Genomic DNA, 19,159 nt, shown 5'->3' with positions numbered 1-19,159 from the left:
GGAGGCCCAGGGGCACTGGGTGTGGCTGTCAAGCTCATGCCGCAGGAGTGGCTTCTACTGATTGGCCGCCCGGTGCCTCGCGACGACTCGGCCACTGATTGGGATGCGCGCGACAAGATCGCTTGGTAAGGACACGCTGGCGAGGTCGTCTGCTGGGACAAGTACAAGAACGACTTCGGAGGTGGCCGTGCCCGAACTGTGGGCCGGTACGGATGCGGGCAAGGCCGAGCATCACTGCGTAGTGATCGACACCGAAGGTCAGCGGAAGCTGTCGCGGCGGGTGGCCAACGACGAGACCACACTGCTCAAACTGATCGCCGATGTCCTCGCACTGAGCGAGGGTGAGCCGGTGACCTGGGCGATCGACCTCAACGCCGGTGGCGCCGCGCTGATGATCGCGTTGCTGACCGACAACAGTCAGCACGTCATCTACATCCCTGGCCGCGCGGTCCATCATGCCTCCAGCTCCTACCGGGGCGACGGGAAGACGGACGCGAAAGACGCCTTCGTCATCGCCGACCAAGCTCGAATGCGCCGTGACCTCCAGGAGATGCACCGCGGCGACGAGATCGCCGTGGACCTGCGCATCCTCACTTCGCGCCGGCTGGACCTGGCTGCGGACCGCACCCGGGCGATCAACCGGCTGCGGGCCCAGATGCTGGAGTACTTCCCCGCTCTGGAGCGGGCCTTCGACTACAGCACTTCAAAGGCATCCCTGGTGCTGCTGACCGGCTACCAGAGCCCAGCCGCCCTCCGGCGGATCGGCAAGAACCGTCTCGCCGAGTGGCGGAAGAACCGCAAGGTCCGCAACTACAAGCTTGTCGCGGCCACTGCCGTCGAAGCCGCTGAGGCTCAGCACACTGCCGTCGCCGGGGAGAAGCTGGCCGCCACCATGGTTGCCAAGCTCGCGAAGGAGGTGATGGCCCTCGATGAGGAGATCGCCGAAACCGACGTCCTGATCGAGGGCCGGTTTCGTGAGCACCCGCACGCCGAGGTCATCCTGAGCATGCCCGGCATAGGGCCCGTTCTGGCCGCGGAGTTCATCGCCCATACCGGCGGAGACATGAGTGTCTTCGGCAGCCCTGACCGCCTTGCCGGCGTCGCCGGCCTGGCGCCGGTTCCCAGGGACTCTGGTCGGATCAGCGGCAATATGCGCCGCCCACGGCGCTACTGCCGGCGCCTGCTGCGGGTTTTCTACATGTCCGCGCAGGTCGCTGCCCGCTGTTGCCCTACCTCGAAGGCGTTCTACGACCGCAAGAGAGCCGAAGGCAAGAACCACAGGCAAGCGGTCATCGCCCTCGCGCGGCGTCGATTGAACGTTCTCTGGGCCCTCATACGCGACGGCCGAGTCTTCGAGATCACCGCTCCGGCCAGCCCTGCCGCGCTCGGATGAATCGCTCACAGTGCGTCACCGGATGAGATTGACAACTCCATTGGGAATCAGTAGGTGCTCGAGGGATTCCGCTCGGCCCTGGCCCAAGCGTCCTCTCCCCCGGGCCGCGTCTGACCTGCAGCGGCCGGGACTTGGCCAAGGCGGTCGTCATCGGACCGGCACCGTCGTCGGCTCCGGTCCTTCCACCGTCCTGTCCGCGCGGGACCAGCGCAGCCGGGGCGGATGCGAGGCGCCCACATCCTCGGCGAGCTGGTGACCCAGTTCGCTGGCGAGATGCCGCAGCAGCCGCGACTCGGCCTCCTCGAGCGGCTCCGCGGCAGCTGTTCCGGTCGCGTCCAAGCAGTGCACGTCGATCAGGGCGTTCTGCAGATTCAGGTAGCAGACCTTCGAAGCACTGGTCAGGAACATGCCGCCCGCGTCCGCCCCGAAGTACCAGTCGCGAAAGGTGTTCCGGAACACCAGCAGGCGTGCCCGCGTCGGTTCGGCACCCGGCCGCCAGCTCCGCGGGATGCACTCACAAGCGCAGCGATGCAGCGAGCCAGTCCCCCTGTCACGCATCCTCGGCCAACGACCGGACTCACTGCGGCTATTCCGCCCCGCTGGCGCACCCAGCGGGGCGACTCCCGCAAGGCCGTCCCGGGCATTGCGGGCACTCCAGCTGGACAGAACCGCCTCCGAGGCCGCCGCAAGGGGCGGGCCCTGGCAGTATTACGATCTCGGACACGGGCTCTGCTCCTACACCTTCTTCGAGCAGTGCAACACCGGATGGCCTGCGCCCGCTGCGACTTCTACCCGCCCAAGGCTCAACTCATCGAAGCCAGGGCCAACTTGCAGCGCATGCTCGTGAACATCCCGCTCACCGACGCCGAACGCGCCGCCGTCGACGACGGCCAGAGCGCCCTGGACGCCCTTCTCGAGCGTCTCGCCGTCGCGGCCACTCCCTTCAGTCCCGCCCCGCGCGAACTGCGCGCCGAGCCCTGCCGGCCTCTGCCATGACCATCCGCTCGTCCACCGACCCCACCGAACGAAAGCGCTACATGCGACCTCACCTGTTCACCGTCGACCTGCCCGGCCCGGGACGGCTGAGCACCATGGCCAAGCCCCGGGGTATGGACTGGCTCGAGGATGAGATGAACGCCCTGAGCGCCGCCGGTGTCGACGTACTGGTCTGCGCACTCACCCGGCCCGAACTCGACGAACTCGGTCTCGCCATGGAAGCCCAGGCAGCCACCGCTGCGGGACTGCAGTTCGTCGCGGTCCCCATACCCGACCGCACCGTCCCCGACCTCGCCACGGTCCTGCCCATCTTGCGCAGCCTCGCCGAGCGACTGCGTGAGGACGCACACGTCGTTACCCACTGCCGCTTTGGCATAGGACGCGCATCCCTCCTCGCCGCATCCCTCCTCATCTTCAACGGCGTCGATCCCGACACCGCCTGGAACCGCCTCGAACAGGCCCGGGGACTCCCCGTACCCGACACCCCCGAACAACGCGAGTGGACAATGGAGCTCCAGAGAGCCGCGCCGGGCTCAACTACCGCTAAGAAGGCCTGAGACGCTGCCGCGCTGTGCGGACGGTCGGCTGCGACACTCAGCCACGATCTGCGGGTACGGAAGGTCCCGGGGGACCTAGAGATACACCCCGGCCACGGGACCTTGCTGGCGGATGTCCACGATGATCTGAACGGTGCTGCCAGCGAGTACCGCGAGGCCGAGGCCCGCGGTGGCACGCCGTTGCTGTCCCGGCAGGGGCAACATCGGCGAGTGGCGTGCGCTTCCTGCCGGTCCGGTAGTCTTCCGCCTCCGCACCCGTCAGTGCGCCTAGCGGCGCCACCCATGGCCGCATTGCCAGACCTGGCTCGTGGCGTCGTAAGAGAGGGCATGGAGAGACCCGGGTAGAAGGCCGGTCACGACCCGCAGCGGTCCGCCCGGTCGACGTGCGGAAGACTCCCGGACGGACCGTCCACGCTGCCTTGAACGCCGACGCCACCACCGTTGACGGGGTCGGCAGATGGCCGAACGGGTAGGCCTCACGGCCGGGTGTGCGGTTGGCCACGGCACACCCGGCCGCCCACGGTGCTGCTCGCCGGAGCGATCCGCCGTTCCCTGGCGGGCCGCTCCGTCCCGATGGAACACTCTCGACCGCCACCCGTGACTTCATTGCGATCACCTGGCCGCGGGTCTGCGGCGGCACCTGGTCTTTCCGGCCGCCGCGCTTCTTTTCCACCAGGCCCGCCAGGCCGTGCTCGGCGTACCGGGTCTTGGTGCGGTCCACCGTCCGCGCGGACACGCCGGCCAGTTCGGCGTCCTTACGGCGGCGACCCTCGCCGGCCCACAACACGATGCGGGGCCCGAAGGGCCACGTCCGCCGTCGCGTGCCGGTCTGCCGCCAACGCCCGCAATTCCGCGGCTTGTTCCGAAGAGAGGTTCGCGCACTACCCAACGAGTCAAAGAGCTTCAGGTGACCCGAACCGGATCACGAGCTACTTGCCCCTGAAGAAGTCCGGGCTTGTCCTGGGGTGACCTGGGCCGAGTGCTGGTGCCGTGGGGCCGTGGCCGCCACAGTGGTGGTGGGTCGATGCGGCCGGGGGTGGTGGCGATGTTGCGGTTGTCCGTGCCGCAGGACAGTTGGTGGGAGGTACTGCCGGAGCAGGCGCGGCAGCTGCCTGCCGAGCTGGCCCGGATCGATGCGTACTTGGACGACGAGCGGTTCGTCGCCCCGTGGCGGATGGTGTTCGCCGAGCGGCTGGGGCGGCCGTCGGTCCCGGTCGAGACGCTGCTGCGCCTGCTCTACCTCAAGCACCGCTACCAGCTCGGATACGAGACGCTGTGCCGTGAGGTGGCGGACTCGCTGAGCTGGAGGCGGTTCTGCAGGATCCCGCTGACGTCCCCGGTGCCTCACCCGACCACGCTGGTCAAGCTCGTACGCCGCAGCGGCACCCAGACCATTGAACAGCTCAACGCAGCACTGCTGGGCAAGCTGGTCGAGGACAAGCTGCTGCGGTGCCGCAAACTGCGCATCGACACCACCGTGGTCGAAGCCGACATCGACCACCCCACGGACGCCGACCTGCTGGAGCACGGGGTGCGCAAGCTGGGCCGGCTGGTGCGTCGGATCAAGGCCACTGGCGCCGCCCGTCGCACCCGTTTCCGGGACCGCAGCCGATCAGCAGGCCGCCGCCTGAAGCAGATCTCCCGCACCCTGCGTCGGCGCACCGGCCAGGCGCTGGGCGAAATCGACCAGCTCACCGGCGAAGTCGCCGCCATCGCCTCAGCGACGCTGCAGGATGTGGCCGCGGTGGAGCGCAACGCGCGGCGCGCACTGCGCGCGCGGCCCTCGGGGCGGCTGGCACACCTGGTCGGTGAGCTGGCCGGGACGGTGGCGGGCACCCGGCGCCTGCTGGAACAGACCGCGTTACGGCTGGCGGGCACTCGCAAGATCCCCGACCGACTGGTGTCGCTGGCCGACCCTGACGCCCGGCCGATCCGCAAGGGCAAGCCCCAGCACCCCACCCAGTTCGGCTACACCGCGCTGGTCGCCGAGGACGAAGGCGGCTTCGTCGTCGACCACCAGGTCCACCGCGGGAACCCGGCCGATGCCCCGCAGTTGGTGCCCGCGGTCGAGCGGGTGAGCACGCTCGCCGGCCGGGTGCCGGCAACTGTGGTCGCCGACCGCGGCTTCGGCACCGCGGCCAACGACCGGGCGCTGGCCGAACTCGGGGTCCGGAGGATCGGCCTCCAGCGCACCGGAACCCCGGGGAAGGCCCGCCGGGAGTACGAACGCAGCCGCCCGTTCCGGCGAATGCGCAACTGGAGAGTCGGTATCGAAGCCCGGATCAGCCACCTCAAGCGCAGCTTCGGATTCCGCCGCACCCGCCTCCGCCGCCTGGCAGGCGCACAGACCTGGGCCGGACTCGGGATCTTCGCCTACAACCTCCACCGGATGACCGTCATCGCCCGGTGAACAACAACGGCACCCCGCCCGACATCAGGGCCACTCCGCAGCAACGGCCCCCGCCACCAGGCCAAACCCTTTTTCAGGGGCAAGGAGCTAGACCGATGCCAAGAATGCGCCCCGATAGTTGGTGTTTCCATCGAGGCGCATTCTTGCCGCTAGAGGGCGTCTGAAAAGCCTGTCAGCGGGCAAGTTGCCTGGTAGCTGGGCGGTGGCGCATTTTCGGGGGCTGGGGTGTGCGGGCTGCGTACCCGTTACTCGGAGGAGCCGCTTGTAGCAGCACAGGGCCGCGGCGAGTCTGAGAAAGGCCAGGTTCCGCGAGTGGCGTTCGTAGCGGTGGTTGATCCTCTTGACTACTCCAGGGTCGGCCGCTGCCTGTCGGGGCGCATTCCTCGGCGTGTTTCCCCACGCGCCAAAAATCGAACACGTGATCTAATCAAGTCATGGCGCGAAACGGCTTCCCCGACGACCTGGTGCAGATGCAGAGCGACTGGATCCGCACGTACGAGGATCTCGCCCGCCGCTCCCCCGCGGCCGGCACGACGGCGCTCCGGCGCCGCCTGATCCTGCTGTCATGCCGACTGGCCGGTCACACGTTCTGGACCGAGGCGTGCCGATCGCCGACGGCGCTGGCAGAGCTGCGGCACTACACCCGTGCGTCCGGCCGGACGGAGGTGGCATGAACCAGATCCTCGAGGAGCTTCGGGTGCATCCCCGTGGGAGTCGGACGGCTTCCTGCGGACCGATTCGCCGAGAAGCGCATCGCCGACGCCGAAGCGCAGCTGCTCGGACCCCGGAGTGGATAAATGCATACTTTGCCCCGATATGATGCATTTTGTGATCACGCCCGGGCGGCTGCGGCGCCGTCGTCCTCCCTACGGCGGACAGTGGGAAGCTGCCCTGCTGTCACCGGTGGTCCTTACCGTCCTCATCGCCGGCCTGGCGTTCTCCACACCCAGGGAGATCGCCTTCAGCCGCCTCCTGCCCGCCGCACCCGCCCTCGCCGCCGCGATGTGGCCCGTGCTCCCCACGATCCTGCTGGGGACGTTCTGCCTGCTGGTCATGATCGGCCTCAGCTTCGTCTACACCGACCTGGGGACGCCATACACGGCGGCTGCGATCGTCGCGGTCACCTTGGCGGCCGCATATGCAAGCCATGTCCGACTCCAGCGGGAGGAGACACTCTTCCACGTCCGACTCGTCGCCGACGCAGCCCAGAAGGTGCTGCTGCGCCCCCTGCCACACCTCGTCGCGGACATCGAGATCGAGTCGCTGTATCTGGCGGCCCAAGAGCAGGCCCGGATCGGCGGGGACTTCTATGAAGCGGCCGACACACCGTACGGGGTCCGGCTGCTCATCGGCGACGTACGAGGCAAGGGCCTGCCCGCGGTGGGAACGGCCGCCGCGGTGATCAGCTGCTTCAGGGAGGCCGCGTACGACGAGCCCGAGCTGAGGGGGATCATCCATCGCCTGGAGACCAGCATCACCCGCCACAGCGCCGCGTTCCCCGCCCAGGACCTGCCGGAGCGCTTTGCCACCGCTCTTATCGCCGAGATCCCGCACGGCGGCGGCCACGTCAGACTTCTCAACTGCGGGCACCCCCCGCCGCTGCTCGTGCACCGCGGGGAGGTCCGCGCCCTGGAGCCCACCGCCCCCTCGCCGCCCCTCAACCTCGCGACGCTCATCGGAGACAGCTACTGCGTCGACACCGTCGCCGTCGCCCCGGGCGACCAGCTGCTGCTCTACACCGACGGCGTAACAGAGACCCGGGACCGCACCGGCGAGTTCTTCCCGCTGCCGGACTGGATTCGGCGGCAAGACCCGGCACCGCCCCGCGAGCTGCTCGACCGGCTTCACCGGGACCTGATCCACTACAGCGGCGGAAGGCTCGACGACGACATCGCGGCCCTCGCCGTCCGGTGCCCTAACACCCGGGCCCCGGAGAACCCCGCGTAGGTGGCTGGAAGCGGTGGGTGGGACTCGGCGGTCGGCCACTGCACCCGGATCACAGCCCTCAGCAGGTCGGTCTGTCCAGCAGGAGTTCGACGGCGTACCAGCTCAGGAAGCTGGAGCAGCACGGGATGTTCAGCCGCGACCGGAGCCGACGCTCCATTGGCCTCTGCCAGGGGCCCGAGGCCTGTTAGACCCCACAGGTCTGCGGCTGCACCAGGCCCTCTCCCCGGCGTGGCCGCGCCCTACGGTCAGCGCGTTACGGCATCCCCGGGCCCTGCGGTCCGTGGCCGGCCAGATCGCGGCGGCGCGTCCCGGCAACGCAGGGCCCCAACACGGCTCGGTCTCACGACAGCGAGCGGCTCCAGAAGTCGGCCGAGGCCAGTTACTCGCCCCATCCGATGGGCACCTGGAGCTGGCGCAGGCGCTGCTCGTCCTGGTCTTGTTCCATGCCCAGGTCGTATCTGGCGCATCATCAGGCGGATGGTCGTCGGTGTTGCCGGTTTTCTGGTGGCTCGTCACGCGGCCTCGGCCTGGTATTGGGTCCACTGCCGAATCGGTGGCTCGGGGGCGAAGTTGAATGGTCGGACAGACGACTCCATGTCGCTCATTGCGGCATGACGTACGCGGAACAGCCTCGAACAGCAGTCACGCCGTACACGCTCACAGAACATCGCTGAGCGTGTCCGCCAGCCTGCGTCGGGAGGCGCGCGTGGCCGGCAGAGTTGAGACCGCGATCGCCCCAGCGACGGCGGCTCCGCCGAGCAGGAGCAGCACTCCCGGGGAAGGAGGCTGGGCAACGCCCGCGCCGAGCCCGCTCGATCGCCCCTGCAGGTCGATAAGCCAAGTCGACGCAAGCACGCCCAGGATGGTTCCTGTCAGGGCTGCTGCCGCAGCGATGAACCCCGTGCTTGTGACGATCACTGCGGTGATCTGGCGGGGGGTGAGCCCGATGGCTTTGAGGGCAAGAAGGTCGTGGCCGTGGTCGCGAAGTCCGGCGGCGATGACGGTGGACAGTTCAGCCAGACCGATGAAGGCGAGCACTCCGACGAGTCCGATGATCACCCCGCGGGCGGCGGAGAGTTGATCGGCGGGGTTGGTGTTCTTCCGGACCTCGAGATCTCCGTGGGAGGACTCGGCCAGGGCGGTGCTCACAGTATCGGGATCAGCCGCACGCGTAAGGACCAAGTTGTAGAACTCCGGCCGCAGCGAGGTGTCCCCCTCGCGAAGCGTGTCGACGGTCGTGGAGATCACTCGGCCGCCGTCCTGTGGCTCGATACTGCGGCCTACGATGTGGAGGACTTGCGGGCTGCTTCCGACGGTCATTCGGACCCAGTCACCGACTTTCGCTCCCATGAGGTCAAGAAGCCCCTGGCCCGCCACTGCCTCGTCCGAGTCCTTGATGGTGCGGCCCTCTGCGATGGTGAAGGGGTAGGGGTGCTCCGGGGTGCCCAGGCCGCGGAGCGTGATCGTCCTGGTCTGGCCAGGGACCAGCGCCGCAACTTCGACACCCGGGTGGGCCGCGGCGACGCCTGGTTGATCGGACAGCAGCCTGCGTGCCGTGGCGTCGTCGATGCCCTCCGGCTTGGCGCGGAGTTCTGCGGCGAGTCCCACGTCCTCAGGCCGGCTTTCAAAGCGGTCGAGGGTCGACCAGGCCCCCAGGGCGATCGTGATCATCAGCAGCGGGAGCGCGAGCCGTCCCACGGCCGCTGCGGCGCGCGCCGGGCGGTGGAATGCCCCGCGCCAGCCGAGCACGAGTGCGGGCGGCGTTCTCAGCCGCAGAGCGAATCTGGCAGTTCTGGACAGTCGGCGGCCGCTCTTGATGGCTCCTCGGGTGACGGGAATAGGGGAAACGCGGCCGGCCCGCCAGGCAGCCAGGCCAGTAGCTGTTGCGATGACGAGAACCGCCCCAAGTGACGTGGCAATGAGTGCCCAGGCATGCTGGGGCAGCTCGCGCCACAGCATCATCGCGTCCCCGATGCGTCCGGGGATCCGGGGGCCCAGCGTCTCCGTGACAATCGCCCCGAAGGCAACGCCGATGAGTGCGAAGGCCACGTGCTCGATCAGGAATGCGCGTACGACCTGACCGGGCGTGAACCCGATGGCTTTCAGGACAGAAATGTCCCGCAGATGGCCGCGAACGCGGGTATTGATTGCTCCGGTCACCGCAAGAGCGGCAGCCAGCAATGCCCCCAGACCGAAGGAGCCAAGCAGCAATCCCAGGAGACGGTTGTCGCCCTCAGCTTCAGACCTCGCCTCCTCCCACGTAGAGACACTTGCAACCTGGTCGGCACCGATCAACGTAACCGCCTGCTGCGCGGCGAAATCGGTGTCCTGGGGATCGGCCAGCCGGAGTCCGACCGTCTGCCCCACACGATGGGTGTCGGGTTCGACCCGGTGAAGTTGTGAGGGCAGCAGCCAGGCGACGCCGGCCCTCACCCCACGGACGAAGGGCGGTTCTGCGGTGTTCGCGAGCCCCACGACCCGAAGAGTGGTGAACCTGCCGTCGCTGCCACGAACTCGCAGAGTGTCGCCGGGCTTGGCCCACAGCGCATCGGCGGCCGATCGCTCGAGCACGATGCCATTGGGGACGCCGGCTTCCAGCCAGTGTCCGGAGTCAACCAGTGGGCGAGCCGCCTTGGGGGGTTCCGTTTCGGCACCGCGCAGCTCCAGGGACACCTTCGTGCCGCGGATTTCGGCGGTGGCCGGGGCAGTCAGGAAGGGCCCGGAGAAGGCTGCGACGCCGTCGATGTCGGTCAGCTTCTCGGTGCGCTCGTTTGCTCGGGTATGGATCCATACGTGTGCGCCGGAGGACTCGGTGAAGATGCGCTGCCATGGGTTGGCCGCATATTGCAGGAGCGCGCCCGCCAGCAGTAGGGAGGCGATGATCCCTGCGGTAGCCAGGACGATGAACAATGCCTCGCCGCGGTTGGCCCGAAGGTCGGCGTGCGCCCACCGCACGGTGGCCCGCATCAGTCAACCCTTGATTCTCAGGATGTCGGCGACACTGCTCGGTACATGCTCAGGCCCGCCGAGGACCGCGTCGTCGACTACTTGACCGTCGAAGAAGCAGATCACTCGGTCCGCCGTGCTGGCAGCCCTCGCGTCGTGGGTGACCAACAGAATGGTTTGGCCGCGCTGATGGAAGCGGGTGAGCAATCGCAGGACATCGCGGCCTCCCTTGCTGTCCAGGCTGCCGGTCGGCTCGTCGGCGAGGAGCAGGCGCGGGTGGTTGACCAGGGCACGAGCCAGCGCCACCCGCTGCTGCTCGCCTCCAGACAGCTCACCGGGCATGCTGCGCATCTTGCTCTCCAGGTTCAGCTCGGCGAGCAGCTCCTCACAGCTTGCCCTCGCTTGCCGTGGACTCTTGCCGGCCAGCAGTGCCGGGAGTTCGATGTTGTCGGCCACGGTCATGTTGGAGATCAGGTTGAAGAACTGGAAGACGATGCCGATACTGCGTCTGCGCAGCACTGCCCAGCGAGCCTCGCTCAGCGAGTCGACCTGCCGGCCGTCCAGCCAGATCGTCCCGCTGTCCGGGCGGTCCAGGCCACCCAGCAAATGCAGCAGCGTGGACTTGCCCGCACCAGAGGGCCCGGTGACGGCAACGAATTCGCCTGGCTCCACCTGCAGATCGACGCCCCGCACCGCTCTTGCCTCGGCGCCTTCCGCCCGGTACGTCTTGACCAGAGCCTGCGCCTTCACCATCGGCTGAGGAAAAGCGGCAGCAGACGAAAGGTCGCGGCTCATTCCAGCTCCTCCTGACAGCGTTCCAGCCAGTCGAGGTCAGCCTGTAGGTGCAGCATCGCACCCTCGATGAGCAATTGCGAGATTCGCTTGTCACGGTCTTCCGAGGCCGCGAGCTTGGACAGATCACGCATGGCATTCAGGCAGTAGCGACGCTGCTTGTTGATCAACCCGATCTGGTCGGCCGCCCCCGTCTCGCGGGCGAGCGCGAGCTTCATGAAGAAGTCGTCCCGCACCTTCGACTCGGCCGGCTCCTCAAACCAATCAGCCACCGCCTCCCGCCCGGCTTCGGTGAGCTCGTAGATGCGCTTGTTCGGCCGACTGGACTGAGCGACTTCCTCCCCCTGGATCAGACCCGCGTTCTCCAAACGACTGAGAGTGACGTAAATCTGTCCGATGTTGGGCTGAGAGTAAGCTGCACCCATGAGCTGCTCAAGAGCTTGCTTGAGCTCATATCCATGAGCTGGTCCCTTGCACAAGAGCACCAGCAGGGCGAGACGCACTCTGCATCTTTCCCCTCGCCGCGGATTGCGGAGGCGATTTTGACTTCCTCCGGCCTTGCTTCCTTTTTCTACCAGCTCTGGTATCCGTAATGGCTAACAGGTATGCATAGAGCATACGCCGCGAGAGCGACGAACGCGCCACACGAAGGAGGATCTATGCAGTGGGCGCGAGCCGCTACTGGAAGCCTCATCGTCGGAGCCCTACTCCTCGCAGGCTGCACCGGGGATGGCGGCAGCGCGCAACGGCCCTCTGAGACCGGTCCGATGACGTTCGTGACCGGCGGTGACCTGACAGATTACCTGCGCAACGTGCTGAGCGAGTGGAACCGCTCGCATCCTGCCGAGAAGGTGAAGGTCATCGAGCTGCCGGAAGCTGCGGACGAGGTGCGCGCACAAATGGCAACCGGCTTGCGTTCGGGCAGTGGCCGTTTCGACGTGCTCAACATCGACGTCACGTGGACCTCGGAATTCGCCGCCGCCGGCTGGATCACCCCGCTCGACGCCGAACGGTTCCCGCTCGACGATTTTCTGCCTCCTGTTGTGGACACCGCCACCTTCCAGGGAGAGCTCTACGCCGTCCCCTACGTCACCAACGCGGGACTGCTCTACTACCGCAAGGATCTACTCCAGCGAGAGGGCGGGCAGCCGCCACGCACCTGGCACGAACTCGAGAGTCAGGCGAAGTCGATCGCCCCGAAATACGGCCTCGACGGCTATGCCGGCCAATACCTTCCTTATGAAGGCCTCACCGTCAACATCGCCGAGGTCATCCAGTCTGCCGGTGGCCAGATCCTCAGCGACGAGGGAACACGGGTCACCGTCGATTCCCCCGCCGCCCGCGAGGGCCTGGACTTCCTCGCCCGCGGCGTTCGCGACGGCTGGATACCCAGGGACGCCCTTACCTTCAAGGAAGAAGAATCCCGGCGCGCCTTCCAGAATGGCGACCTACTCTTTCTGCGCAACTGGCCATATGTGTATGACCTGGCCAACGAGAAGGGCTCCGAGATCGCCGGGAAGGTCGGCGCCGTCCCGCTACCCGGACCGAACGGCCAAGGTTCGAGCATCCTCGGAGGCTCCAACCTCGCCATCAACGCCGACTCACGGCATCGGAAGTCGGCAACCGAGCTGATCGCCTACCTCACGAGCGAGCGCGTCCAGCGCCAGGTGCTCACCCAAGGGTCACTGCCACCCGTTCGGGCGGCCCTGTACTCAGACCCCGCCTTGGTCCGCAGGTTTCCCTACCTGCCGACGCTCGAGCAGAGCATCCTGACAGCCAAACCTCGCCCCAAGAGCCCGCGCTACGAGCAGGTGAGTCTGGCTGTCCAGGCAGTCGCACACGATGCCCTTGCAGGTCGGCAGACCTCCGATGAAGCCGTCGCCCGCCTGGCACGAGAGCTGCAGGCCATCGTTCACGGCGGCTGAGCCCCCCTTGAGTGCGCCGACCGGCGCACGCCCTTCCTGCCAACAGCGCGGGCCGGTCACAATGCCCGACATTGTCGGACATATCATCTTGATCCTTCTCGTGAAGCCATTGACACACCCCCTACACCCCTACTTAACATGTATGCATAACTCCAGTTCTCGGCGAGAGAGGTGCCCCTCCACCGCCGACGCCCCACGGCCGCAGCCTCGCTCCTCTCCGCGAGACATCAGGTCGATCGCAATCCATCACTCCAGTCCGACAGTCAGGACGGTCACTGGAAATGTATACAACCCAGATTCAAAGTGGCCGCGCAGATGGTGTGGTGGCGCCCGAGCCCCTGATACAGACCCTGAGCGCTCCCCAGTTCCGCTATGAAATGACCTTCCGGACCGACGCCCATTCGGTTCCCGCTACCCGCCGCGCGGCCAAGGCCATCCTTGTAGGCGGTACTCCGGGCATGGAGGAGGACTGTCTCGACCGTGCACTGCTGATCATCACCGAGCTGGTGGCCAACACCGTCAAGCACGCCGCCCCGTTGTCCCCTCACGCAGAGCTCACACTGGTGACCGACGACCACTCTCTGACGATTGCCGTCCACGACCGCGACCCGGGCCTCCCCCGTGTGCTGCCCCCTTCGCACCCCGATGCCATCGGCGGGCGGGGCCTACGGCTGGTCCACGACCTCGCTGCCGAGGTCGACGGCACCCTCGAAGTCCGCTCCGACCCTGATCGACGGGGCAAGGCCGTGCGAGTCTCGCTGCCCCTCTGACCCACCTCTTCTCAGCCTCGGGTGTCCACTCCCCCGACGGCCGGCTCTGCGCCACGGTTCCGCTAGCCACTGACGTGGCAGAGGAGCGAAGGATGCGGCGGGCAGACCCCGCGGCAGGGCGCACGGGGTAGTAATGCCGTGCCATGACCATGGCCCGATTCTCGCGCCGGCTGATCCCGACTGCGCAAACAGTGCTCCGATCGTCCCGGAGAGTCACAGCGAGCTGCGCTCCGGCGGCCTGAACCGGACAAGTGCGAGGTGACTGCGGGCGGTGGTCTCGGCCTGGAGGGACCGAGACCACCACTCACAGTCATCTCACCTCAATCGATCGCTCGGCAGACGTGTACCGACCCTGGGACCGGCCGGGCTAGGCGTGGGCTAGGCCGCCGCCTGGTCGGCGAGCAGCAGGTCGGCCAACTGCTCCTGGGTACCGGCGTATGCCGGGTGGTTGGTGATCGTCGCGCGGTCCCGAGGGCGCGGGATCGGTACCGGGATGATCGTGCGCACTGACGGCTGCGGCGGGTTGGACATGACCACGATCCGGTCGGCGAGCAGAATGGCCTCATCGAGCCCGTGCGTGACCATGAGCACCTTCTCGGTCTCCGACTCGTTGCCCCACAGCTCGACGAGTTGTTGTTGCAACCGCGAGCGGGTGAGCGCGTCCAGTGCACCGAACGGCTCGTCCAGCAGCAGAGTACGGGGGCCCACGGCGAAGGCCCTGGCGACCGCGGCGCGCTGAGCCATGCCGCCCGACACCTGGCCCGGGCGCTTGTCGCGGTGCTCCCACAGTCCGACGGCGGTCAGATACCGCTCGACCATGTCGTCGGCTTTTGTCCGGGACCAGTCCGGCCGTGCCGCGCGGACGGCCTCGCGCACATTGGCGAGAAGGCTCAGCCTGGGCAGCAGTGAGTAGTTCTGGAAGACCATCGCCCGTTCCGGACCCGGCCCCGTGACGGCCTTGCCGTCCACGACGATCTCACCCGCGTCCGGGCGGTCAAGCCCGCCGACCAGATTGAGCAGCGTCGACTTCCCACAGTGTGAGAGCACGGAGCGCACGGTCCGGTGGATACGGAACGATCACTGGACACGCGGCGAGGCGGAACAGGGCGCGGATCCCGACAGTGAGGGCATTGGCCGTTGCGCCATCCGGGATGGAGTTGTCCTTGGCCCCGCCGGGCGGGCGCAGTACCAGCAGCCGGGAGACAGGGATCTGCTGCTCAGCCAGGAAGTCCAGCACATCCTGAGCAGGGTCGGTGGCGACCGCCATGGCGACAGCCAGATCAGGCCCGAGATCGAGGACGTGCTCGTCGACAGCAGGCGCCAGCGGGGTCCCGTAAGGCTCGGCGGATGACCACAACCGGCCGCGCTGGACCACAGCCAGGTCGGCACCGGTCACCATGCGGAAGGCCGCACCGACCAGAAACGCGGGTGCCAGACGCAGGCTGCCGGTGACGGCAACCGCTTTGGTGCCGGGCGGCATTCGATACGGTGCGGCTTCGATGTTCTCCTGCAGCTGAGCCCAGGTTGCCGGAGCCAGCGGGCGCCGCTTCAGATAGGCCGAGGCGCCCTCGAAGCGGTCCGTCCAGTCCAACCGCGTAGGCGGCGTCCTCGTGTCCTGGCGCAGCTCCTCGAGGAAGTCCGGAACGTCATCGATCTCCATACCGATCGCCTCCGTGATGAACAGGACGGTGAACGTGATGGACATGGCATCGGCAGCCGGCGAGAACTCAGGGGCGAAGCCAGTGCATGCATCAGCCCACAGGATCACGAATCTACCCAGGCGTAGCTCGGTGGGCTCCGGTGCCGCGAGGCTCGGAAGCTGCTCACTGAGTTCTGGCAACTCTCTGCGTAGGTAGGCTTCAACGACGCGAGCATGACACGGGTGACTTCGGAGTCCTGGCTGTGCAGCTTCTCGACGGCCACCACGTCGTCGTCGACGTGCGCCTGCACCAGAGCGATACCTCGCAGCACATCGTCGTCCGTGAACCGCGGTTCCGGCTGCTCATTCACGTCGCAGTCCGTTCTCCTCCAGGCGCCTGGGCGCCACACCCGTTGTACTCAAGAGGGGCATGCGCCCAAGACGCTCTGCGCCGGGGGCCCGCCACCGTCAGTACACGAGTTCCTGTGCTTCCTGCACCATGGTGGGCAGCAGACGGAGCCCCAGTACTCGAGCGTTCTCAACTCCCCTGCCAGTGATCGCATAGGGCACGCTTCGGTACACGCCTGAACACTGCACGTTCGGATAGGTGCTGTTCAGCTGCCGCTATTGGCGTCGGCTCGATCGGCCAGAACGTTCGGTCTCGGCTCGGGTCGCTGCTGCGTACCGCGTCCAAGAGCACTTGATGTGTGTCCGGACCAAGTTGCGGTGTACCAGCCCAGATGGCCCCAAATCAGAGAAGCAGCAGGTCAGATACACAAGAAGGTTGTCCGGCTCTCATAGAGGCGTCCCAGGTCAGAGGCCCTCGACTAGCCGACGTAAGCCTCGTCTACTGCTGGTCGTGACACCCCGCTTGAGCCTCTGCTGCCGACACCGGCCTGCGAGACGAAGGCCGGCGGCCGTCCCGAGAAGCACCCCCGCCGAGAGATCGTCGACGCGATCCGCTACGTCGTCGACACCGGCTGCAAGCGGCGCGCCCTGCCCAAGGACTTCCCGCCCTTGCGCACCTGTTACAGGTTCATGGCCCGTTGGGCTGCCGCCGGCCTCGTCGGACAGATCCGCTCCGCCGCGGCCCGGCCGCATTCATCCCCGGGCCTGAGCGCGGGCAGACGCCGCAGTCATTCCCGGTGTGGCGCGTGCGAAGTCGTACACCGCCCAGTCGGTAAGCGTGCGATAGCCGAGGCGCTGGTAGAGGGCGTTGCTGGTGGGGTTGGACAGGTCCGCGAACAACACGACGTCGCTCGCACCCGCAGCCAGCGCGGCCCGGCTCACCTCCGCTGTCACGGCGCCCGCGTAGCCGCGACCGCGCAGGTCGGCCGGGGTGTAGACGATGTCCACCTGGATCTGGCCGCCGATCAGGGGGTTCATTCCCGCGATGGAGACGGGAGTGCCGTCCGGGGTTTCCCAGAGTGTGTAGCGCTTGTCGGCGAAGCGGGTGTCAGCCCACGTGTCGGCGTCGATGGACACGTCCTCCCCGACGGCCCTGGCGAACTCGCCGCACCAGAACATGACTTGTTCAAGGTCCTGCTCGCCCAGGACGCGGCCTCGACCCGCCGGCATCGGCTCCGGCGGGGTGAGCGTGCCCAGGCGGTACAGCCGCAGCTGCGTGTCGCGGAGTTTCGGCGTCGCCCCGGTATGCCGCTGCCAGGCCTCGGCGAAAGCGGTCGCCGAGTTGTGGTCCGCACTGACATAGGGAAGGGAGTGCCCGAGGGCGGCCAGGCGGGCAGCGAGAGAGTCGGCCTGCTCAGGCGTGAGCGGGGAGAGGCCGAACCCGCGGGGCGGCAGCCGGTAGAAAGTGGCGTGGACTTCACCCGCTCGCTCCAGCACACCGAAGATGGGGGCTTCGGCGCCGAACGCGTCCGCCCCACGCGTTCGCACTCTCTCAGCCCACGTCAGCTGCATGACGTGCGGGCCTGGCCGCGAACGCAGGAAGTCCCCGGCCCGGGCGAAAAAGCCGTCGACGTCTTCGGTGAACTGCCAGTCATCCGGTCGCATGCCTCATGATCCCAGTGCTGCGGATGCGCCCTGTGGTTCTCCGCCAGGATCAGCGCTCTGAGGTCAAGACTTCTCTCCGTCTAGGCCTTTTCCGGTCGGCGATGCGCGAAGAGACTTCTCCTGACACCAATCCGAAGCCCCCGGATTTCCTGTGCCTCAAACTACTCAGGCCGCGCACCGAAGGCCGCCCAACGACCCACCACAGGCAGCGGAGTTCAGGAACAGGTACTTGGCTTGTTCTATATGTTCGAGACGCGTGGAGTTCGGCGAGGGTCTCGGCGCGTTTGCCGGTCTTGCCGACGTCGTAGCGGGTGCCCGGTGTTTGTTCTTAACGCCGGGTGGCCGACCGGGGCCGGTGCCGGTCGGTTTGGGAACACGGGCCGGGCAGAGGATGTGAGCGCGGATGTTCCTGAACCCCCGGCGGACCCGGGTCGGGGTCAGCTGGTTGGGCAGGGCTGGTTTCTCTCAGGGGCGGCGGATGTGTCCTGCGCGCCCAGCGCGCCCGCGGCCGCACGAGGCAAGGGCGGGCGGGGGCGCGAAGGGCGGCAGGAATCAGGCCTGCGTCTCGGCGCTGCAGACCCAGTCGCCGTAGCGGACGCCGTCCTTCGAGCGGACGATGCAGACCCGGACGGTGTCGTTCTCGGTCAGGTCGTAGTCGCAGATCGAGTAGCCGTCGGTCGTGTCGCTCTTGGTGGTCGTGTCGTAGCAGCCGGTCCGGTGATCCACCCAGCTCCACGCGTCGATGTTGACCTTCTGCCAGCGCTGGATCTTGGCCTGCACCGAGTAGCCGTCCGCGGACAGGTCCTTCACCTTCAGCTCGTCGCCGTAGGTCGTAAAGGTCGCCGTGCCCCAGGTCCGGGAGATGGTCACATTGCTTCCGCTTGCGGAGGCCGAGCCCGCCATGCCCCCGACGATGATGACGCTCGCCGCGAAAGCCATACCGGTCTTTGCTACCGTGCTGCGCTTCATCAAGCGTTCCCCCTGTAGGTGTCGGGTCGTTACGAGTGCTAGATCAAAGCGCCGTCCTGGATCACCTGTCAACTACTTTGCGGACGTGCTGAGTTGAGGCATGCACATGGCGAAAGGCGGATTCGACGCCTGCCTGGCGCGGAGGTGGGGGTCGGCGCAGGCGAGATCATCGCGTGTAGGGGGCGGTATCCACACAGGCGAGAGCGATTCTCCGGTACGACGATGAGGCGCCTGGCCGGTGAAGGGCGGGTGTGCATGCGAGCCACGCCGAGCTGCCATGGATGGGCTTCAGCAAATTCCGCGGTTTGCTCGCGGTCGGCGGCGGGCGGTGGGGACCTCGCGGCTGGCGACCCGACAGGGGCCACCGCATGGCGGCTGTGCGTGATGGACATCGTCTGGCTCGGCTGACCGCCATGCTGCGCACCGTCCGATGGGTAGCGTGTCCCGGAGACCAACGACCTCCCCATGGGACCGGCCCGGCTGGTGATGCTGCGCGGCAATTCCGCCAGCGGCAAGTCCTCGCTGGCCGCGGGCCTTGCGCGAGGCCTACGGCCGGGGCATCGCCCTGGTCGGCCAGGACATGATCCGCCGCCAGATCCTGCGCGAGCGTGACATCCCCGGCGGTGCGAACAGCGGTCTGCTGGATCTGACGGTCCGGCACGCTCTTGAGCTTGTTCTTTTATCTTCGAGCCTCGAACGGGCTTCGAACTTGAGGCAAGTCTTCGCAGTTCACCGGCTATGTGAGCGGCCTTCGCGCGATCGTGTGCCGTGTTGACCAAGGCATCTGATCAGCACGAAGGCC

18 protein-coding genes and 4 pseudogenes are annotated in these 19,159 nt (G+C 67.3%); 10 read left to right on the top strand and 12 right to left on the bottom strand.

Annotated elements, in window-relative coordinates; translation table 11 throughout:
- The first annotated feature begins 181 nt into the window (after nucleotides 1-181).
- A complete protein-coding gene (locus tag ACQEVG_RS37325; protein ID WP_432992389.1) occupies nucleotides 182-1,393 on the top strand; it encodes an IS110 family transposase in 1,212 nt (403 codons plus the stop codon).
- Between the two features lie 147 nt (nucleotides 1,394-1,540).
- Here ACQEVG_RS37325 and ACQEVG_RS37320 read toward each other — a convergent pair whose 3' ends face one another.
- A complete protein-coding gene (locus tag ACQEVG_RS37320) occupies nucleotides 1,541-1,852 on the bottom strand; it encodes a hypothetical protein (RefSeq protein WP_432992386.1) in 312 nt (103 codons plus the stop codon).
- 378 nt (nucleotides 1,853-2,230) lie between these two features.
- Between ACQEVG_RS37320 and ACQEVG_RS37315 the strand changes: the two genes are divergently transcribed.
- Both ACQEVG_RS37315 and ACQEVG_RS37310 read left to right on the top strand, forming a co-directional pair.
- Nucleotides 2,231-2,389: a hypothetical protein gene (locus ACQEVG_RS37315; protein ID WP_432992383.1), complete on the top strand. Its 159-nt coding sequence runs from the start codon at nucleotides 2,231-2,233 to the stop codon at nucleotides 2,387-2,389.
- Nucleotides 2,386-2,946 (top strand): protein-tyrosine phosphatase family protein, encoded by a 561-nt coding sequence (locus ACQEVG_RS37310; protein ID WP_432992380.1) that lies wholly within the window; start codon nucleotides 2,386-2,388, stop codon nucleotides 2,944-2,946. The genes ACQEVG_RS37315 and ACQEVG_RS37310 overlap by 4 nt, the downstream gene beginning before the upstream one ends.
- Before the next feature lie 37 nt (nucleotides 2,947-2,983).
- Here the strand turns inward: ACQEVG_RS37310 and ACQEVG_RS37305 are convergent, their stop codons facing one another.
- Complete coding sequence (locus tag ACQEVG_RS37305; RefSeq protein ID WP_432992377.1) at nucleotides 2,984-3,733, bottom strand: helix-turn-helix domain-containing protein; 750 nt, start codon at nucleotides 3,731-3,733, stop codon at nucleotides 2,984-2,986.
- 258 nt (nucleotides 3,734-3,991) lie between these two features.
- Between ACQEVG_RS37305 and ACQEVG_RS37300 the strand changes: the two genes are divergently transcribed.
- Nucleotides 3,992-5,356, top strand: coding sequence for an ISNCY family transposase (locus tag ACQEVG_RS37300; RefSeq protein ID WP_432992954.1), 1,365 nt, complete (start codon nucleotides 3,992-3,994; stop codon nucleotides 5,354-5,356).
- 243 nt (nucleotides 5,357-5,599) lie between these two features.
- Here the strand turns inward: ACQEVG_RS37300 and ACQEVG_RS37295 are convergent.
- Nucleotides 5,600-5,698 (bottom strand): annotated as a pseudogene (locus tag ACQEVG_RS37295) (IS5/IS1182 family transposase); the annotation flags it as partial.
- Nucleotides 5,699-5,790: 92 nt separating this feature from the next.
- Between ACQEVG_RS37295 and ACQEVG_RS37290 the strand changes: the two are divergent.
- Entirely contained in the window at nucleotides 5,791-6,030 is a 240-nt protein-coding gene (locus ACQEVG_RS37290) for a hypothetical protein (protein WP_432992374.1), read from the top strand.
- Between the two features lie 154 nt (nucleotides 6,031-6,184).
- Nucleotides 6,185-7,303 (top strand): PP2C family protein-serine/threonine phosphatase, encoded by a 1,119-nt coding sequence (locus ACQEVG_RS37285; RefSeq protein WP_432992371.1) that lies wholly within the window; start codon nucleotides 6,185-6,187, stop codon nucleotides 7,301-7,303.
- Nucleotides 7,304-7,960: 657 nt separating this feature from the next.
- Here the strand turns inward: ACQEVG_RS37285 and ACQEVG_RS37280 are convergent.
- Genes ACQEVG_RS37280 through ACQEVG_RS37270 form a run of 3 tightly spaced genes read right to left on the bottom strand, consistent with a single transcriptional unit; the run spans nucleotide 7,961 to nucleotide 11,544 of the window.
- On the bottom strand, nucleotides 7,961-10,270 hold the full coding sequence (locus ACQEVG_RS37280) for an FtsX-like permease family protein (protein WP_432992368.1): 2,310 nt from the start codon (nucleotides 10,268-10,270) through the stop codon (nucleotides 7,961-7,963).
- A 3-nt stretch (nucleotides 10,271-10,273) separates the two neighbouring features.
- Nucleotides 10,274-11,044: an ABC transporter ATP-binding protein gene (locus ACQEVG_RS37275; protein WP_432992365.1), complete on the bottom strand. Its 771-nt coding sequence runs from the start codon at nucleotides 11,042-11,044 to the stop codon at nucleotides 10,274-10,276.
- Nucleotides 11,041-11,544: a PadR family transcriptional regulator gene (locus tag ACQEVG_RS37270; protein ID WP_432992362.1), complete on the bottom strand. Its 504-nt coding sequence runs from the start codon at nucleotides 11,542-11,544 to the stop codon at nucleotides 11,041-11,043. The genes ACQEVG_RS37275 and ACQEVG_RS37270 overlap by 4 nt, the downstream gene beginning before the upstream one ends.
- A 156-nt stretch (nucleotides 11,545-11,700) precedes the next feature.
- Here ACQEVG_RS37270 and ACQEVG_RS37265 point away from each other — a divergent pair, with 156 nt between their 5' ends.
- Together ACQEVG_RS37265 and ACQEVG_RS37260 are read left to right on the top strand one after the other, a co-directional pair.
- On the top strand, nucleotides 11,701-12,966 hold the full coding sequence (locus ACQEVG_RS37265) for an ABC transporter substrate-binding protein (RefSeq protein ID WP_432992359.1): 1,266 nt from the start codon (nucleotides 11,701-11,703) through the stop codon (nucleotides 12,964-12,966).
- A gap of 281 nt (nucleotides 12,967-13,247) precedes the next feature.
- Nucleotides 13,248-13,736, top strand: a complete 489-nt coding sequence (locus tag ACQEVG_RS37260; protein ID WP_432992356.1) for an ATP-binding protein — start codon at nucleotides 13,248-13,250, stop codon at nucleotides 13,734-13,736.
- Between the two features lie 378 nt (nucleotides 13,737-14,114).
- On the opposite strand, the gene ACQEVG_RS37255 is transcribed toward ACQEVG_RS37260, so the two are convergent.
- From ACQEVG_RS37255 to ACQEVG_RS37245, 3 genes are read right to left on the bottom strand one after another with little or no spacing between them, the layout of a single operon-like run.
- Nucleotides 14,115-14,783: an ABC transporter ATP-binding protein gene (locus ACQEVG_RS37255; protein WP_432992354.1), complete on the bottom strand. Its 669-nt coding sequence runs from the start codon at nucleotides 14,781-14,783 to the stop codon at nucleotides 14,115-14,117.
- Nucleotides 14,731-15,504, bottom strand: a complete 774-nt coding sequence (locus ACQEVG_RS37250; protein ID WP_432992351.1) for an SAVED domain-containing protein — start codon at nucleotides 15,502-15,504, stop codon at nucleotides 14,731-14,733. The genes ACQEVG_RS37255 and ACQEVG_RS37250 overlap by 53 nt, the downstream gene beginning before the upstream one ends.
- Nucleotides 15,501-15,746, bottom strand: a complete 246-nt coding sequence (locus tag ACQEVG_RS37245) for a hypothetical protein (RefSeq protein ID WP_432992348.1) — start codon at nucleotides 15,744-15,746, stop codon at nucleotides 15,501-15,503. The genes ACQEVG_RS37250 and ACQEVG_RS37245 overlap by 4 nt, the downstream gene beginning before the upstream one ends.
- Nucleotides 15,747-16,254: 508 nt before the next feature.
- Between ACQEVG_RS37245 and ACQEVG_RS37240 the strand changes: the two are divergent.
- A pseudogene (locus ACQEVG_RS37240) lies at nucleotides 16,255-16,470 on the top strand (transposase); the annotation flags it as partial.
- A 6-nt stretch (nucleotides 16,471-16,476) separates the two neighbouring features.
- On the opposite strand, the gene ACQEVG_RS37235 reads toward ACQEVG_RS37240, so the two are convergent.
- The 3 genes and pseudogenes from ACQEVG_RS37235 to ACQEVG_RS37225 all read right to left on the bottom strand — a co-directional run bounded on the left by ACQEVG_RS37235 (nucleotide 16,477) and on the right by ACQEVG_RS37225 (nucleotide 18,357).
- Nucleotides 16,477-17,388 (bottom strand): GNAT family N-acetyltransferase, encoded by a 912-nt coding sequence (locus ACQEVG_RS37235; protein WP_432992345.1) that lies wholly within the window; start codon nucleotides 17,386-17,388, stop codon nucleotides 16,477-16,479.
- Nucleotides 17,389-17,650: 262 nt separating this feature from the next.
- Nucleotides 17,651-17,853, bottom strand: a pseudogene (locus tag ACQEVG_RS37230) (NF041680 family putative transposase); the annotation flags it as partial.
- Nucleotides 17,854-17,940: 87 nt separating this feature from the next.
- Nucleotides 17,941-18,357 carry a hypothetical protein gene (locus ACQEVG_RS37225; protein WP_432992342.1) on the bottom strand — a complete coding sequence of 139 codons (417 nt, stop codon included), beginning with the start codon at nucleotides 18,355-18,357 and terminating at the stop codon, nucleotides 17,941-17,943.
- 465 nt (nucleotides 18,358-18,822) lie between these two features.
- On the opposite strand from ACQEVG_RS37225, the pseudogene ACQEVG_RS37220 reads away from it, so the two are divergent.
- Nucleotides 18,823-19,027: pseudogene (locus tag ACQEVG_RS37220) on the top strand (kinase); the annotation flags it as partial.
- Nucleotides 19,028-19,159: the final 132 nt, after the last annotated feature.

Source organism: Streptomyces sp. CA-135486 (assembly GCF_050936555.1).
Taxonomy (GTDB): domain Bacteria; phylum Actinomycetota; class Actinomycetes; order Streptomycetales; family Streptomycetaceae; genus Streptomyces.
This window is presented reverse-complemented; position numbering and strand designations above follow the sequence as displayed.

Coding starts and splice junctions, on each gene's coding strand:
- ACQEVG_RS37315 (WP_432992383.1), top strand. CDS start 2,231: ATGCTCGTGAACATCCCGCTCACCGACGCCGAACGCGCCGCCGTCGAC.
- ACQEVG_RS37310 (WP_432992380.1), top strand. CDS start 2,386: ATGACCATCCGCTCGTCCACCGACCCCACCGAACGAAAGCGCTACATG.
- ACQEVG_RS37300 (WP_432992954.1), top strand. CDS start 3,992: ATGTTGCGGTTGTCCGTGCCGCAGGACAGTTGGTGGGAGGTACTGCCG.
- ACQEVG_RS37290 (WP_432992374.1), top strand. CDS start 5,791: ATGGCGCGAAACGGCTTCCCCGACGACCTGGTGCAGATGCAGAGCGAC.
- ACQEVG_RS37280 (WP_432992368.1), bottom strand. CDS start 10,270: ATGCGGGCCACCGTGCGGTGGGCGCACGCCGACCTTCGGGCCAACCGC.
- ACQEVG_RS37275 (WP_432992365.1), bottom strand. CDS start 11,044: ATGAGCCGCGACCTTTCGTCTGCTGCCGCTTTTCCTCAGCCGATGGTG.
- ACQEVG_RS37265 (WP_432992359.1), top strand. CDS start 11,701: ATGCAGTGGGCGCGAGCCGCTACTGGAAGCCTCATCGTCGGAGCCCTA.
- ACQEVG_RS37260 (WP_432992356.1), top strand. CDS start 13,248: ATGTATACAACCCAGATTCAAAGTGGCCGCGCAGATGGTGTGGTGGCG.
- ACQEVG_RS37235 (WP_432992345.1), bottom strand. CDS start 17,388: ATGCGACCGGATGACTGGCAGTTCACCGAAGACGTCGACGGCTTTTTC.
- ACQEVG_RS37225 (WP_432992342.1), bottom strand. CDS start 18,357: ATGAAGCGCAGCACGGTAGCAAAGACCGGTATGGCTTTCGCGGCGAGC.